This is a genomic window from Streptomyces sp. NPDC007971 (assembly GCF_042958635.1).
Taxonomy (GTDB): Bacteria; Actinomycetota; Actinomycetes; order Streptomycetales; family Streptomycetaceae; genus Streptomyces.
On sequence record NZ_JBIBJK010000007.1, the window covers coordinates 227,032 to 242,111 of the forward strand.

The following is a 15,080-nucleotide window of genomic DNA, read 5'->3' on the forward strand; positions in this document are numbered from 1 at the left end:
GCACCGGCCGTACCGTTTCTGCGCGGATATGCCTACTGCTGCCGGTAGGCGTACACGGTCGTCGCGACCGCGCACACGCCCGGCGAGATCACCTCGGCCCGCAGCGTGCCACTGCCCGGGTCGTAGTCGACGCCCTCCGCCTCGAACGTGCCGGAGCACACGCTCTTCTGCGGAACACCGAACAGGCTCGTCACCCTGCCGGTGACGGGCCGGCCGTCCAGCGTGTGCTCCAGGTCGACCTGGAGGAGCGGCCGGCTCTGCGGGAAGAGCGTGCCGGAGGCATCGTCCGAGGCGCACACCAGCCGGGTGGCGGTGACGAAGTCACAGCCCTGGATGTCCCGCACCGGCTTGTCCAGGCTGATCTGCCCGGCCTGCGCCAGCGATCCGCCGGTGGCCGGCGTGGCCGGGTTGAGCAGGGGCGCGGGGAACACCTGGAGCCGGTTCTGGTCGCCCCACTCGCCCGACACCAGCCACTGGCCGTCGGGCGAGACGGTGGCGAAGGAGTTGTTCACCTTCTCGCCCGCGTCCAGGGGATGCACGTAGTCGTAGCGCTTCCCGGACGGCGTGGTGACCGCGTACAGCTTCGAGCCGGCCGTGTCGGCGCCCTGGTAGGCGTCGAAGACATAGCCGCGCGCGATGTCCGGGTCGCCGACGTGGTTCCAGCCCTTGATCCTGAGGTCCAGCGGGATGTCCAGCAGCCCGCGGTGCAGCAGCGACCCGTCCGCCCGGCTCGCCAGTCCCTGTCCGCCGCCGAGGGTGTCGGTGTACGAGGTCCCGGCGGGCGCCCAGCGGGGGCCGTCGGCGGCGAAGGCGCTCGGCGCACCGAGCGCGAGAGCACCCAATAAGGCGCTGAGGGTGAGGAGATGACGCTTCATCGGACTCCTGCCACATCGACGAAAATGGGGTTCGAATAGAACCACGTATCGGCCCACGGGTCACCGTTTCCGGGCTCGTGGGGGACCGGTCCGTGCGGGTCGACGGACGCGCCCAGGAGGCCGGCGCCGTGCCGGTTGCCGTCGCTGCCGCGCAGCCGCACGTAGAAGGACTCCTCGCCGGCGGTCAGCGGAATGCGCAGGGTGTACGTCCCGTTGCGCCCGGACACGTCGACCGTGTGCACGACCCGGGTGTCCGGTGCCTGCCAGGTGTCCCGGTCGCTGCCCGGGCCGCGCACCGCTCCCCGGATCACGTCCACGTGCGCCAACCGGGGCAGGATTCCACGGGGGTTGGTCCGCGAGGCGGTCGTCACCGTCACGTACAGCGTGATCCGCTCGCCCCTGCCGACGCGCAGCCGCCCGCCGAGCGTGATGCCCCGGCCCCGGTCGCGCTCCCCCTTCACCCGCACGTCGAGCCCGTCCAGCAGATGCCCGTGGTCGAGCCAGACACGGCCGGCGCGCAGGCCCGCCATCACGGCGCGGTGGCCGTAGCGGGTCACGCCGACGTGGGTCCGGCTGAACTCGCCGGGCCAGAAGTCGCTGCCGGGCTGCGGGGATCCGGTGTCGACCGGGTCGGGCAGCCTGCCGGTGTCGTCGAAGTTCTGGCCGGGCTGCCAGTCGCCGTTCTTCCAGGTGTCGAAGACGGTGCGGTGGTTGTCGGAGTTGGTGGTGATCGAGAACGGCCTGCCCTCGGCGAGCATCGAGTCCCACAGGCCCCCGACGGTCGCGGTCGCCCAGTCGAAGCCGCCGTAGGTGAGGTAGGCCTCCTTCGGGTAGCCCGCCCAGGACTGTGCGGACGGGCTGTTCTGGTACTCGCCGCGGATCGAGGCGGGACCGCCCCAGCCCGGGATCGCGGCGCCCTGGGCGCCCGGCGCTCCCTCCATGCCGATCATGATCTCGGGGGCCGCGTCACGCCAGTTGCGCATCTCGTGCGGGGAGTCGATGCCGAGGCGCAGCGGATGGTTGGCGAGGACGAGGACGTCGTCGACGTAGCCGCTGCGGCGCTGCTCGGCCAGCCACTGGATGGCCCTGACGGCGTGGGCCTCGTTGCGGGAGGTGTCCGCGTCGGCGGCGCCGCCCTTGTCGTAGCCGAGCAGCTTGCCGTCGTAGGCCAGCTCGAACCGGGTGAGCAGGTCGACCTCGTGCGGGCCGGGTGCAGCGAAGACCGTGCAGTGCTCGGCGGCCGGGATGTACCACTCCAGGCCCTGGAAGATCAGCTGGCGCGGGTTCTCGGCGCGCGCCTTCAGGATCTCCTGGTGCTCCAGCTGCGCGCCGTAGCGGGCGTGCCCGAAGTTGGAGTGCTCGTTGAACACCATCCAGTCCAGGCCGTACCGGGCGGCGGCCCGGGCCTGCTGGGAGAACGTGTACTTGGCGTCGTGGCTGTAGACGGAGTGGACGTGGTGGTCGCCGACCAGGTAGGCGAGGTGCGGGTCCTCGCCGCCGGGGCCCCGGCCGGTGGCTGCGGCCGGCGAGGCCGCCCCGCCCAGGGCGAACGCGGCGCCGAACAGGCCGGCGCGGCGCAGGAGCCGGCGTCGTGAGACGCCCTGGGCGTCCAGGTCGGCGGGGGAGACCGCCGGGTCGGCCCAGACGGGCAGTTGCTGCTCGGTCATGGTCGTCCTCCCGATGGGGGTCAGTGGGTCATGAAGGAGGTGACGGGCAGCGCCCGGGACACGATCCGGACGTCGCCGAGCCGTCCGTGCAGAATCTGGTCGATCTTCCCCGCGTACTCGTAGCCGCCGAGCAGCCAGGGCAGCCCGGCCGTGGCGATCCCGACGGCGGGGGCGTGCGGGTTGCGGGCCACGGGGCAGCCCTGGACGTACATCGTCGTGTGCCGTCCGTCGTTGACCACGGCCAGGTGCCACCACTGCTCGCGGGCGGTCTCGTCGCCCCAGTTGGTGGCGAGCTGCTGCCGGCCGAGCGGACGGGCGGCCCACTGCGGACCCGGTCCGTCGGAGACGGACAGCGTGGCGAGCGGTTCGTCGGGGTCGTCCGTGACCGGGCCGGCCGAGCCGTTGCGGCCGCTGCGGCCGACGAGGCCGGACCAGGCGTGGTGGGCGGCGTCCCAGTCGGCGGGCAGGCGGTAGAACACCTCGATGGTGTAACCGCTCCTGAACGTGGCCGAGTTGAGCGGGGCCCCGTCCACCGTGCGCAGATAAGCGCCCCGCAACGGGGACTTGTACCCCTGGAACTCCAGGCTGCCGTGTCCGGGCTGGTCCGGGTGGTGGTCGGCCGACCAGGTCAGGGCGGATTCGCCGACGGTGACCACGGTGAGGTCGTTGCCGTGCCCGGACAGGTCCCGGACGGTGCCGGTCACCGCCGTACCGCTGTCGTGGCCGTCGAAGCGCCAGTACGCCATCGTGCCCGGGACCAGCATCTTCGACGCGGGCCGTGCCGGGCGGGCCGGCACCGGGTCGAAGCGGGAGAAGCGGCCGGCGAAGTCGATGCCGACCGAGAAGCGGTCCGCGTCCCCGCTCAGCTCGATCTCCTGCCGCTCCAGCTCGTTGAGGCCACCGGCGGCGCGGCCCAGGATCCATGGGGAGACCGTCTCGACGTCGATGACGCCGCGGTCCAGGTCGAAGCGGTAGAGGCGGATCATCGCCGCGCCGCCGAAGTAGCGGTTCTGGTAGTTCGTCAGGTGCAGGTGGACCTCGTTGCCCGCCGCGTTCTTGCGGACCGCGCGGCCCGCCGGCCAGTAGTGGCCGTTCAGGGTCAGGAAGATCTGGTCGTGCTCCTCGATCAGACCGTCCCACAGCTGCTGCCCGTACGCGGACAGGGAGTCGTCCTCGACGACCAGCTCGTGCGTGGTGAGGACGACCGGCGTCCTCGGGTGCCGCGCGAGGACGTCCTTCGCCCAGGCGTATCCCTGCGCCGACAGCCGCCAGTCCAGCGCCAGTACCATCCACTCGCGCCCGGCCGCCCGGAACAGGTGGTACGTGTTGTAGCCGTCCGGGGAGGAGCCCCCGAAGGTCGGCCTGTGCCCAAAGCGCTGCGGACCGAAGGCGTCCAGGTACGGCGTCGGACCGCGCTGGTCGTCCGTCGACGACCGTACGTCGTGGTTGCCGGCCAGGACGCTGTAGCCGACGCCTCGCCGGTCGAGGATTCCGAACGCCTTGCCGATGGCGTCGAATTCCTCCTGCGCGCCGTTCTGGGTGAGGTCGCCGAGGTGGGACAGGAAGACGATGTTCTCGTCCCTGCCGCGCTCCAGCAGATAGCGCAGGGACGCCTCGACGGGCGCGGGGTTGATGCTAGGCCCGTCGAAGAGGTACTGGGTGTCGGGCATCACGGCGAGCGTGAAGCGGCGGCTGTCGGTGTCGGGCCGCCAGGTGCCCGCGGGAGCCGCCTCGGCCGCGGCCGGAAGCGCGACCCCGGCGGTGGCGGCGGCACCGAGCAGCGCCGTGGCGCGCAGGAAACTGCGTCGTCCGGCGCCGGCCTGCGCGGCCTCGCCCTGGCTGTGGTCATGCGACGTACACACGTGTGCTCCGGGAAGGGTGAGGTGACGGGTGGGGCGGGGTCACACAACGCGCAGGGTCCGGCCGCGGCGGTGGAAGTCCGCCGGGGTACGGCGCCCGGAGGAGGCGCCGGGGCCGGGCGACGCCGTGCCGGGCACCCGCAGCGCGGCGTCGATGCGCACCACGGGCGCGACGGGCGCGACAGGCATCACGGGCGCGACGGGCGCCCGTAGCCGCAGCCGCGGCGTGCACACCGGTGTGCCGCGCGGCGCCCACGGCTCGTCCTCGGTGGTGGTCACCCGCAGCGTCAGCCAGGCCTCACCGCCGTCCGGGGGCAGTGCGAAGGGCAGGGGCACGGCGGCCGTCTCGCCCGGCTGCAGATCGGGCAGCCCGGCCGGACCGGTCAGGGTCCGGCCGTCGGCCAGGGTCAGCTCCCAGGTGGCCGCCAGCCGGCTCAGACCGCGGACGGACTGGTGGTTGGAGACGACGATCCCCTCGTGCCGGTAGCAGCGGATGCTGACCGGGACCGCGAACCCCCGGTGGTCGTACAGGGCCGGCTCCGGAGGGGGGCCGGACAGGACCGTGCCGCCCGTGCCGCCCGTGCCGAACGGGCGGTCCTGCATCGTCTCGTGGACGTCACCGCCGTACGCCGGACGGCGGTGAGGCCTGGTGACACCGTTGTCAGGCAGTCCGGCGCCCGCGGGCCCGGCAGGTCTTCGCTCGCTCACGCGGTGCAGAATTCCGTGGCCCCGGAACTCTCGGATGAAGCATCCCTGAAGACCCGGCGTTGACTCGATGGCCGCCCAGTGGTGCGGGGAACCACCGCCGGACGACCGCTACGGCGAGGCCCCCGACGCTCTTCCGGGCGCCGGGCGCCGCATCCGGGCGTCGGGTGCTGGGTGCTGGGTGCCGCGCGTCGGGTGCTGCGTGCCAGAACCTGGCCGGTGTCCGGGCGGAACTGCGCATGAGGCTGAAGGAGGAGGACGAGTAGTGTTCATGGTGTGCTGGTGGAACGACGACACCACCTCGTCCTGCGGGTCCTGCGCTCCGGCGGCCCGGCGGCCGACACCGACCTCTCCGGGCAACGGGGCGTGAGCCCCGCCACGGTCAGGCGGGACGACCTCGTCGAACTGCCGGTGGACGGCCCGCTCACCCGGGTGCACGGTGGCGCGGTCGCGGACGCGGGCGACCAGCCCTTCGCCGAAGCCACCGGCAACCCGCTGGTCACCGGCATCCTGCTGTTCGTCGGCGGCCCGGCGGTCACCGGCAGCCCGCTGGTCACCGAGGAGCCCGGTGGTCACCCGAGGAGCCGGTGGGAAGGGCGCAGGTCCGCGGTCCCGGGGACCTGGACGTGATGGTGACGAACGAGATGGTCGACCCGGCGGCCGGCTCCTCGCTTCAGGAGGCGGGCGTCGAGGTGGTCCCGGCAGGAGAGGTGCAGGCGTGAAGCTGACGATTCTGGGCGGCGGCGGGTTCCGGGTGCCGCTCGTGTACGGGGCGCTGCTGGCGGACCGTGGCGAGGGACGGGTCACGGAGGTCGTGCTGCACGACCTGGACGACAGCCGCCTGCACGCCGTCGTGCGGGTGCTGGCCGAACAGGCGTCGGCCGTGGACGGCGCCCCCCGCGTGAGAGCCACCACCGACCTCGACGAGGCCCTGCGCGGCGCCGACTTCGTCTTCTCCGCGATCCGCGTGGGCGGCCTGGAGGGCAGGGCGGACGACGAGCGGGTGGCACTCGCGCAAGGCGTCCTCGGCCAGGAGACGGTCGGCGCCGGCGGGATCGCCTACGGTCTGCGCACGGTCCCGGTCGCGGTCGACATCGCCCGGCGGACGGCCCGCCTCGCCCCCGACGCCTGGGTCATCAACTTCACCAACCCCGCAGGCCTGGTCACCGAGGCCATGTCCCGCCACCTGGGCGACCGCGTCATCGGCATCTGCGACTCGCCGGTCGGCCTCGGTCGCCGGATCGCCCGGACGCTCGGCGCGAACCCGAAGGAGGCGTGGATCGACTACGTCGGCCTCAACCACCTCGGCTGGGTGCGCGGCCTGCACATCGCCGGACGCGACGAACTCCCGCGCCTGCTCGCCGACCCCGGCCTGCTCGGCTCGTTCGAGGAGGGCAAGCTCTTCGGGGCCGACTGGCTGCAGTCCCTCGGCGCGATCCCCAACGAGTACCTGCACTACTACTACTTCAACCGCGAGGCCGTACACGCCTATCAGGAGGCCGAGAAGACCCGGGGTGCCTTCCTGCGCGACCAGCAGGCACGGTTCTACGAGGAGGCCGGGCGCGCCGACGTCCCGGCCCTGGACCTCTGGGACCGCACCCGCGCCGAGCGCGAGGCGACCTACATGGCCGAGAACCGGGAGACCGCCGGCGCCGGCGAACGCGAGGCCGACGACCTCTCCGGCGGCTACGAGAAGGTCGCCCTCGCCCTGATGCGGGCCATCGCCCGGGACGAACGCACGACCCTGATCCTCAACGTGCGCAACCGGGGCACCCTGTCGGTCCTGGACACGGACGCGGTCATCGAGGTGCCCTGCCTGGTCGACGCCAACGGCGCCCACCCGGTCGCCGTCGCCCCGCTGCCCGGCCATGCCACCGGTCTGGTCTGCGCGGTCAAGGCGGTCGAGCGCGAGGTGCTCGCCGCCGCCGCGTCCGGTTCGCGCGCCACGGCCGTGAAGGCGTTCGCGCTGCATCCGCTCGTCGATTCGGTCAACGTGGCCCGGCGTCTGGTCGAGGGGTACACGGCCGTCCATCCTGGCCTCGGATACCTGAAGTGAGCTCCGGCGGCCTTCCAGATCCTGACCCTGCGCCTGCGTCGCGCCGAGGCGGGCTGAGCGGCAGTCACCACGACCGCGTCGCCCTGCGGGACACGCCGTACGGCGATCTCGGCCAGGTGCGCGGTTCGACGGGCGGCTTCGCCGGGGGTGGGTCGCTTCTGACGGGCAGCGTCCCACCGGTGCCGGCGCGCGCTGTGTTCCGGCGCCGGGAGACGCACATCGGGCCGGCCGGTCGCTCCCCGTGATCGCGACCGGCCGACCCGATCCCCCGTGCCCCCGCGGCCCCCGTGCCCCGCGGCCCCCGTGCCCCCGTTGTGCATCCCCCGCCGGTTTGTTTCCCCTAGTGCTTCCCCCGGCTGGTGCTTCCCCCGTGGTGGTGCTTCCCCGTGGTGGTGCTTCCCCCGTTGTTCCTTGTTCCTGATAGTGAGAGCGGGCGGGGCGCCCTCTGATACACCCCGGGCGGAAAAAAAATCCCCCCGGCCCGGAAGCCGGGGGGACGGTCGTCGTCTTGGTGCCGTGCTCAGCCGGTGAAGCCGGCCGTGATCGAGGTGAACTGCCAGTTGTTCTGGCTGATGCCGGAGCAGTTCTCGGCGACTCCGCCGCCCGGGCAGGGCCGGTCCCGGTTGACCGACCAGAAGGCGAGCCGGGCGATGTGGTGGCTGTTGGCCCAGTCACGGATCTGGGTCCAGATCGCCGGGGTGGTCGTCTCCTGCTGGTCGGACAGGCCGTTCATGCCGGAGATGCCGATGTGGGAGTAGGCGGTCGCGTCGTCCCAGCCGAACGTCGACTTCAGCTTCGCCTTCAGGCCCTCGGCCGCGGCCACCGTGTTGCCGTACATGTCCGAGCCGCCGCCGAAGTCGAACGGCATGATGGTGAAGACGTCGATGTCGGCACCGAGCGACTTCGCCTGCTCGATGAGCCGGTTGCCGTAGTAGGTCGGGCCGGTGGTCGCGGTGCCGAAGGTGACGATGGTCTTCAGGCCCGGGTTGTTCGCCTTGACCGTCTTCAGCGCGGTGAGGATCTTCGCCTGGACGGCCTCGTTCTCGAACTCGTCCGTGTTCTCGATGTCCATGTCGATCGCCTTGAGCGAGTAGGCGTCGATCACCTTCTGTATCGCTCCGGCCAGCGCGCTCGACGAGGAGCAGTTGGCGCCGAGTTTGCTGCCCTGCCAGCCGCCGAACGAGGGGACGATGTCACCGCCCGCCGAGCGGATCTGGTTGACGGCGTTCTGGTCGACCCCGCCGGTCAGCGCCCGGCTGCCGTCCCAGGCGGGCGTGCAGCCGCCCGAGTCCAGCACGAACGCCATCGTGAACCACTTGGCGCCCGTCGCGCTCATCACCGTGGACGGGCTCGGCGGATCGCCCCAGCCCTCGTACAGATACGGCGCCGCCTGCTTGAACCCGCTGCCGCCACCGCCGCCGCCACCGCCGCCCGCGTCCGTGGTGACGGTGACGGGGCCGGAGGCCGCCGACACGTTCCCGGCCGCGTCCCGCGCCTTCACGGTGAAGGTGTACGACGTGCTCGGCGACAGCCCGCCGACCGTGGCCGACGTGCCGGAGACGCTGAGGATCCGGCTGGAGCCGTTGTAGATGTCGTACGCCGTCACGCCCACGTTGTCCGTCGAGGCGTTCCACTTCAGCGACACGCTCGACGAGGACGTGCCCGTCGAGGCGAGCCCGCCGGGCGCGGTCGGCGCCTGGGTGTCCCCGCCGCCTGGGCCGCCCGGGCCGTCCAGGCTGATGTCGTCGGCGTAGTACGAACCCTGCGCGTACCAGCCGTGGACGTAGATGGTGGCGCTGGTCTGCGAGGCTCCGGTGGTGAAGGAGACCTGCAGCCGGCTGTAGGCCGACGGGGACGTGGTCCAGGTGGAGGCGCCGCCGTCCACGCCGAGGTAGACGTACGAGCCGCGGACCCAGCCGCTGAGGGTGTACGTGGTGTTCGGCTGGACCGCGACCTGCTGGCTGCACTGCGCGTCGTCGCTGGAGGACACCGCACCCTGCAGGGCCTGGGAGCCGCCGTGCACGGGGGAGGAGACGACCGAGCCGAGGTTGCCGGTGCAGCTCCAGGGGGAGACGCCGCCCGACTCGAAGCCGGGGTTGGTCAGGATGTTGGCCGCCTGGGCCGTGCCGGGCAGCGCGACGGCCCCGCCGGCCGCGAGGGCGGCGGACCCGAGCAGAGCGAGAATCCGGCGTCTGGGACGCCCGAGTATGTGGCGCACGCGATCTCCCTGTGGGGATGGGGGTGTTGGGAGTACAGGGGAGTGCGGAAGAGATGCGCCAACCAAGTTGGTATGGACCAATCCACCTGTCAAGGAGTCCCGACGGAATTGGTCCATACCGGTGGTCCGAAGTGCCCCCCAAAGGGGCGCGGGGAACTGCGCGAGCCACCACGGACAGACCCGCGGCCGGCCGGCAGCCTAGAGCGGCAGCACCGCAGCGGCACCGGCCGAAGCGGCCTGTACAGGCGCCTGCACGGGCGCCGGCACCGCCGGCAGCAGCACCTCGGCCTCCTCCACCCGCTGCCGCGGAAGCGCAGCGGGCAGCAGCGGCCGCGGCCCCGACACCACCGCGTAGTCCTGCCCCAGGAACGGCGGCTCGATCACCCCCGGGTCCTCGCCCAGCGCCAACTGCACCGCCGCCCAGGGGGCGTTCACCCCGCAGAGCGACAGCTGGTGCAGGCCGCCGGCGGGCCTCGTGTTGACGTCGAGGAGCACCGGGCGGTCGCCGAGCATCCGGAACTGGATGTTCGACAGGTAGTGCAGTCCGAAGCCCTCCGCGATCAGCCGGGCGGGTTCCAGCCACTGCTCGTGCAGGGTGAAGCCCCGGCGGCGGCCGTTCTTGGTGCGGCCCACGGCCAGCCGGATGTGGTTGTCCGGCCCGGTCAGGCAGTCCACGGACACCTCCGGCTGCTCCAGGCGGGGCATCACCAGCCAGTCCACCGGTTCCCCGGCCCGCTGCAGCGCCTCGACCACCAGGTCCAGCTGGACGTACGGGCCGGGGAAGCCGTTCAAGTGCATCAGCGACAAGGGAGTGCGGGTGATCACACGGAACCCGACCCCGCCCGCGCCGGCCGCAGGCTTGAAACACGCCCTGTGCCCGGCGGCCTCCAACTCCTCGACCGCCGCGACGAGTTCGTCCGCCGTACGCACCCGCCACCACGGCGGCACCGCTACACCGACCGAGCGGACCGCCTCGTACGCCGTCGCCTTGTCCTCGAACACGGCCACCGCCTCGGGCGTCGGCGCCAGCAGCGCCGTACCCGCCGCCGCGAACTCCGCACGGTGCGCCACGACGGCCCTCTGGTGCAGCCGGGGCACGAACACGTCGATGCCGCGCCGCGCGCACTGGTCCAGGGCGTACTCGACGTACGCCGCCGGGGACAGGCCCTCCGGCTCCAGGTCGGCGGTGTCGGCCGCGGCCAGCACGGGGGAGTCGGCGTCGCCGTGCGTGGCATGGATCTCGACCGCCCGGTCGCTGGGATTCCTGCGCAGCTGATCCATGAAGAACACGTTCTCCGCGTACGTGCGGTTGAGCCAGACGCGTACGCGAGAGGGCATGCAGGCCGCCTTCGGGGAATGCGGGCAGGGCTCAGCGGCCCGTGCCCGGGCAGGAGGAAGGGAAGGGACACCAAACGGCCCTGTGACAAGGGAGGTTAGGGGCGTCGGCGTTGGGGCGATCATACGGCTTTCAAGTGGACGCGCGTGCAACGCGCAGGTTACGGATTTCGCCGGGCTGTCCAAGTGCGCCACGCCCGAATCCCCTTGTGTTCCGGCCGGTGAATGTGTTGTCGTGGTGTGGACCGCATGATCGGAAGGGGCGAGGGGTGGAGTCGACGGCCGGGGCCGCGCAGCTGCTGGCCATCAGCGACCTGCACATCGGCTATCCGGAGAACCGTGAGCTGGTGGAGCAGATGCACCCCCACACGGAGGACGACTGGCTGATCGTCGCCGGGGACATCGCGGAGACCGTGGACGACGTCCGCTGGACCCTCGACACCCTCGCGGAGCGCTTCCGCAAGGTCCTGTGGGTACCGGGCAACCACGAGCTGTGGACCCACCCGAAGGACCCGGTCACCCTGCGCGGCGTGGAACGCTACGAACACCTCGTCGACGTCTGCCGCGAGCTGGGCGTGACCACGCCCGAGGACCCGTACCCGGTGTGGGAGGGCCCCGGCGGCCCGGTCGTCGTCGCCCCGCTGTTCCTGCTGTACGACTACTCGTTCCTGCCGCCCGGCTGCGTCACCAAGGCGCAGGGCCTGGCCTACGCCGAGAAGACGGGCGTCATCTGCAACGACGAGTTCCTGCTGCACCCCGATCCCTACCCGACCCGCGAGGCCTGGTGCCGCGCCCGGGTCGCCGAGACGGAGCGCAGGCTCGCCGAGCTGCCCGAGGACCTGCCCACCGTCCTTGCGAACCACTATCCGCTGGACCGGCATCCCACGGACGTGCTGTGGCACCCGGAGTTCGCGATGTGGTGCGGCACCGAGCTGACCGCCGACTGGCACCGGCGGTTCCGCGTGCGGACCATGGTCTACGGCCATCTGCACATCCCGCGGACCACCTGGCACGAGGGCGTCCGTTTCGAAGAGGTGTCCGTGGGATACCCCCGCGAATGGCGCAAGCGCCCGGTGCCCCCGGGACAGCTGCGCCGCATTCTGCCGATGGAGGTCGGATCCGGTGATCGAGGAGCTGCTCCCGGAGTCGGTGGTGGCCGTGGAAGTGCTCGGGGATGAGGAGGCCCAGGACTCTCCCCTGTACCCGGAGGAACAGCAGCTCGTGGCGCGGGCGGTGGACAAGCGCCGGCGTGAGTTCACCTCCGTGCGGGTCTGCGCCCGGCGCGCCATGGAGAAGCTCGGAGTCCCGCCCCAGCCCGTCCTGACCGGTGAGCGCGGCGCCCCGATCTGGCCCGAAGGGCTGGCCGGCACCATGACCCACTGCGACGGCTACCGCGCCGCCGCCCTGGTCCGCGCCGCCGACCTGGCCTCCCTCGGCATCGACGCCGAGCCCCACGGACCGGTGCCGGACGGCGTCTTCGAGGCCATCGCGCTGCCCTCCGAGCAGGACCGGCACCGCGATCTGTGCGCCGAACGGCCCGCCGTGCACTGGGACCGGCTGCTGTTCAGCGCCAAGGAATCCGTGTACAAGGCGTGGTTCCCCCTCACCCGTGCCTGGCTCGACTTCTCCGAGGCCGACATCGAGCTGTTCCCCGCACCGGGCGCCGGCACGCGGGGCCGCTTCCACGCCCGTCTCCTGGTCCCCGGCCCGCTGGTGGGCGGTACCCGCCTGAGCGGGTTCGAGGGCCGCTGGCTGGCACAGGACGGGCTGGTGCTGACGGCGGTGACCGTCCCGCACCGCTGAGCGGTCGCGCGGAACGGCCACCGGGAATCCGCTCACGCCTCGGGGCACCAGTGGCGCAGCAGCCGGAAGAACTCCTCCTCGTTACCGGCGAGTCCCGCCTGCGCCAGTGCGCCCTCCGCCTCCGCGAGCACGGCGGGCGGCACGACGACGGGACGGCCGCCGTCGGGTGGCCCGTCGAGAGCTGCGCGCACGGTGTGCAGCAGCCGGAGGTAGGCCTGCACGGCCGTGCGTTCGCGGTCGGTCAGTACGGCGGTGGGCATCGGTCGGCTCTCCCCGGTTCGGCGTCACGGTCACGCGCCCTGCGGCGCACGTAACAGCTTGCCCTTTGCCACTGACAATGCCGGATGAATGCCGGGCGGCTCGCCAGCGCGGATCCCTCAGCCCTGCGGACCCAGATACCCCAGGGACGCCTCGATGCGGCCCGCCACGTCGTCCCGCTGGACCGGGCCGCGCAGGGACGAACCGGCCAGCCGGGTGCGGCACTTGCTGGCGAGCAGCAGCCCGAAGGCCTCCGCCTCGCGCTCCTCGGACTGGTCGAAGCGGGTGCGGGCGGCGACCCGGAGCACCGCGGCCGCCAGCGCCCCCGGGTCGCAGTCCTCGCTGAGCAGACGCGTGGCGACACCGACCCCCGGCCCGTCGGCGAGGTGACCGCAGTGCCCGGCCTGCATGTGCCACAGCTCGTGGCCGAGGATCACCAACTGGTGGTCGGGCGCGGTGCGTTCCTCGACGACGACCAGATCGCGGTCGGTCATGTCCAGCCACAGCCCGCTGGCCGTGCCGGGCGGGAAGACCGCCGTGCGGAAGTGCACGGGGCGGCCGCGGCGGCGGCTCATCGCGTCGCACAGCGCTCGGTACAGCTCGTGCGGCGGAACCGGACCGGGCAGGGCGAGTTCCCCGACCAGTTCGGTGCACAGCCGCCGCATGTCCCTGCCGATGCCCACAGTTCTCTCCCGGCTCACGACTCGGGCCGCTTGACGCTCTCCAGGAGCATGTCGAGCCACTCCGCGACCTTGTCCCGGTGCTGGTCCGTGGGCAGTTGCGCGGCCCGCCAGGCGATTCCGCGCACCCCGTGGTCCTGCAGCAGCCGCTCCAGAGGATCGTCCGCGGCCGCGGCCGCGGCCCGCTCCCGGTCGGCGAGCTTCTGCAGCAGCTCCTGCTCGGTGCGCTGCAGCGCACCCGCCAGCGCCTCGGGGTCCTCCGCCGTGAGGAAACCGGCGTGCACCCGGAAGAACCTCTGGAGTGCGTCGCAGTGCTCCATGGTGGGCCGCCGGTCGCCGTTGATCAGCGCCCCGGCCTGCTGCCGGGACATGCCGGCGCCGTCGGCGATCTCCTGCTGGGTGTACTTGCGCCCGTTCGGTTTCAGCCGGGTGCGGCGCAGCAGGTCCAGGCGCTGCAGGAAACGCGCTTGGACGTCAGGTTCGCCCGCGGGGCGGCCGCTGAGCAGCGCCTTGAGCACCGGTTCCGGGACCCCACAGGCGACGGAGAGCCGCCTGACGTCGAAGACCTCGGAGTGCGGCACGCCGAGCCGGTCGGCGAGCCCGGTGACGCGGGCGACTACGGCCGACAGCTGAGCGGTCTCCGTGGCGCCCGGATCCTCGTAGCCATCCGTCACCGACAGAACTCCTACGTCTCTCGAGGGCTTCAGGGGTGTCCGTGTGCTTCTCACAGCGGTGGGCAACTTCCCGGAGAGTATCCGGTGCTTCGAACTCACATCCAGGTCTCGCCACAACTGTGGCGAATTTCAGCCGTCAACCGGCGTGGAATGCCACGATAGTTGACATGACTCTCGCCTGGGCAGCAGGATCGCTTCGCCGCGTGAAGGCCGCAGAGGCAAGAGGGGTGACCTCCCGATGGCACATCAGGCAGGAGGGCAGTGGCAGGCGCCGCGGCCCGTCCCCGAGGGCTGCGAGGCCCAGGCGTATCTCCATGACTACGCCGCACTTCTGGAGGCCGTTTCCTTCCCGTCCCTGGTCGTCGACCACCGCTGGAACGTGGTGATGGCCAACGGTGCGTTCGAGACACTGTTCCGCGGTGTGCGGCCTCATCCCACGGCCATGCCCGGGGACAACTTCCTGCGGTTCGTCCTGTTCCACCCGGACGCCCGCGACGTCCTCGGCGAGCACGAGCCGGGCTGGTGCCTGCCGATGCTGGCCCACCTCAGGACCGCCCTGGAGCGCTGCCCCCACGACCACGAACTCCAGGCGATCCGCCGGGAGGTGGCCCAGGACCCGATCATGGAGGCCGCCTACCGGCAGGGTCTGCCGCACTGGATCCGCGCCGTCGGCGAGGCGGCGACCCGGCTCGACGGGGCGGTGCGGCTGCTGCTCCACCCCGACCCGCGCCGGGGCCCGACCGAGTGCCGGATCGTCGACGAGACGACCCCCACCCTGCAGGGGGCCGGCTGCACGCGCCTGACCATGGTCCTGCGTGACGCCCGCCGCCCGGTCGCGGCCGCGCGCCGGCCGCGCCGTCCGCGCGGCACGGGCGCCCATCTGACGGTCGTCCCGGCACCCGAGGACTGACCCGGCTCCGTCGGCGTTCAGGTCGCCGACGGGGCCGGGC

13 protein-coding genes and 1 pseudogene are annotated in these 15,080 nt (G+C 72.3%); 5 read left to right on the plus strand and 9 right to left on the minus strand.

Going from position 1 to position 15,080, the window contains the following annotated elements:
- Positions 1–32: 32 nt before the first annotated feature.
- From ACFZCP_RS16910 to ACFZCP_RS16925, 4 genes and pseudogenes are all read right to left on the minus strand, one after another.
- Positions 33–875, minus strand: a complete 843-nt coding sequence (locus tag ACFZCP_RS16910; protein ID WP_391427779.1) for a hypothetical protein — start codon at positions 873–875, stop codon at positions 33–35.
- Positions 872–2,542 (minus strand): histidinol-phosphatase, encoded by a 1,671-nt coding sequence (locus tag ACFZCP_RS16915; protein WP_391427780.1) that lies wholly within the window; start codon positions 2,540–2,542, stop codon positions 872–874. The genes ACFZCP_RS16910 and ACFZCP_RS16915 overlap by 4 nt, the downstream gene beginning before the upstream one ends.
- A gap of 20 nt (positions 2,543–2,562) precedes the next feature.
- On the minus strand, positions 2,563–4,404 hold the full coding sequence (locus ACFZCP_RS16920) for a LamG-like jellyroll fold domain-containing protein (protein WP_391427781.1): 1,842 nt from the start codon (positions 4,402–4,404) through the stop codon (positions 2,563–2,565).
- 192 nt (positions 4,405–4,596) lie between these two features.
- A pseudogene (locus tag ACFZCP_RS16925) lies at positions 4,597–5,214 on the minus strand (beta-galactosidase domain 4-containing protein); the annotation flags it as partial.
- A 174-nt stretch (positions 5,215–5,388) separates the two neighbouring features.
- Between ACFZCP_RS16925 and ACFZCP_RS16930 the strand changes: the two are divergent.
- Both ACFZCP_RS16930 and ACFZCP_RS16935 read left to right on the plus strand, forming a co-directional pair.
- Positions 5,389–5,736, plus strand: a complete 348-nt coding sequence (locus tag ACFZCP_RS16930; protein WP_391427782.1) for a DeoR family transcriptional regulator — start codon at positions 5,389–5,391, stop codon at positions 5,734–5,736.
- A gap of 88 nt (positions 5,737–5,824) precedes the next feature.
- Positions 5,825–7,162, plus strand: coding sequence for a 6-phospho-beta-glucosidase (locus ACFZCP_RS16935; protein WP_391427783.1), 1,338 nt, complete (start codon positions 5,825–5,827; stop codon positions 7,160–7,162).
- 520 nt (positions 7,163–7,682) lie between these two features.
- Here the strand turns inward: ACFZCP_RS16935 and ACFZCP_RS16940 are convergent.
- Both ACFZCP_RS16940 and ACFZCP_RS16945 read right to left on the minus strand, forming a co-directional pair.
- Positions 7,683–9,380: a carbohydrate binding domain-containing protein gene (locus ACFZCP_RS16940; RefSeq protein ID WP_391427784.1), complete on the minus strand. Its 1,698-nt coding sequence runs from the start codon at positions 9,378–9,380 to the stop codon at positions 7,683–7,685.
- 198 nt (positions 9,381–9,578) lie between these two features.
- Positions 9,579–10,718: an ATP-grasp domain-containing protein gene (locus ACFZCP_RS16945; RefSeq protein ID WP_391427785.1), complete on the minus strand. Its 1,140-nt coding sequence runs from the start codon at positions 10,716–10,718 to the stop codon at positions 9,579–9,581.
- 266 nt (positions 10,719–10,984) lie between these two features.
- Here ACFZCP_RS16945 and ACFZCP_RS16950 point away from each other — a divergent pair, with 266 nt between their 5' ends.
- Together ACFZCP_RS16950 and ACFZCP_RS16955 are read left to right on the plus strand one after the other, a co-directional pair.
- The gene (locus ACFZCP_RS16950; protein ID WP_391427786.1) at positions 10,985–11,893 is read left to right on the plus strand and encodes a metallophosphoesterase; all 909 of its coding nucleotides are present in this window, start codon (positions 10,985–10,987) and stop codon (positions 11,891–11,893) included.
- Positions 11,838–12,518 carry a 4'-phosphopantetheinyl transferase superfamily protein gene (locus tag ACFZCP_RS16955; RefSeq protein ID WP_362682638.1) on the plus strand — a complete coding sequence of 227 codons (681 nt, stop codon included), beginning with the start codon at positions 11,838–11,840 and terminating at the stop codon, positions 12,516–12,518. Before ACFZCP_RS16950 ends, ACFZCP_RS16955 begins: the two co-directional genes overlap by 56 nt.
- Before the next feature lie 32 nt (positions 12,519–12,550).
- On the opposite strand, the gene ACFZCP_RS16960 is transcribed toward ACFZCP_RS16955, so the two are convergent.
- The 3 genes from ACFZCP_RS16960 to ACFZCP_RS16970 all read right to left on the minus strand — a co-directional run bounded on the left by ACFZCP_RS16960 (position 12,551) and on the right by ACFZCP_RS16970 (position 14,130).
- The gene (locus tag ACFZCP_RS16960; protein WP_362682635.1) at positions 12,551–12,778 is read right to left on the minus strand and encodes a hypothetical protein; all 228 of its coding nucleotides are present in this window, start codon (positions 12,776–12,778) and stop codon (positions 12,551–12,553) included.
- A 117-nt stretch (positions 12,779–12,895) separates the two neighbouring features.
- On the minus strand, positions 12,896–13,441 hold the full coding sequence (locus tag ACFZCP_RS16965; protein WP_362683287.1) for a toxin-antitoxin system, toxin component: 546 nt from the start codon (positions 13,439–13,441) through the stop codon (positions 12,896–12,898).
- 32 nt (positions 13,442–13,473) lie between these two features.
- A complete protein-coding gene (locus ACFZCP_RS16970) occupies positions 13,474–14,130 on the minus strand; it encodes a helix-turn-helix transcriptional regulator (protein WP_362682632.1) in 657 nt (218 codons plus the stop codon).
- Positions 14,131–14,368: 238 nt separating this feature from the next.
- Here ACFZCP_RS16970 and ACFZCP_RS16975 point away from each other — a divergent pair, with 238 nt between their 5' ends.
- A complete protein-coding gene (locus ACFZCP_RS16975) occupies positions 14,369–15,040 on the plus strand; it encodes a hypothetical protein (protein WP_391427787.1) in 672 nt (223 codons plus the stop codon).
- Positions 15,041–15,080 lie beyond the last annotated feature (40 nt).

Excerpts from the sequence above, each read along its gene's own strand:
- ACFZCP_RS16910 (WP_391427779.1), bottom strand. The coding sequence starts at position 875 with ATGAAGCGTCATCTCCTCACCCTCAGCGCCTTATTGGGTGCTCTCGCG.
- ACFZCP_RS16915 (WP_391427780.1), bottom strand. The coding sequence starts at position 2,542 with ATGACCGAGCAGCAACTGCCCGTCTGGGCCGACCCGGCGGTCTCCCCC.
- ACFZCP_RS16945 (WP_391427785.1), bottom strand. The coding sequence starts at position 10,718 with ATGCCCTCTCGCGTACGCGTCTGGCTCAACCGCACGTACGCGGAGAAC.
- ACFZCP_RS16960 (WP_362682635.1), bottom strand. The coding sequence starts at position 12,778 with ATGCCCACCGCCGTACTGACCGACCGCGAACGCACGGCCGTGCAGGCC.
- ACFZCP_RS16965 (WP_362683287.1), bottom strand. The coding sequence starts at position 13,441 with ATGCGGCGGCTGTGCACCGAACTGGTCGGGGAACTCGCCCTGCCCGGT.
- ACFZCP_RS16975 (WP_391427787.1), top strand. The coding sequence starts at position 14,369 with ATGGCACATCAGGCAGGAGGGCAGTGGCAGGCGCCGCGGCCCGTCCCC.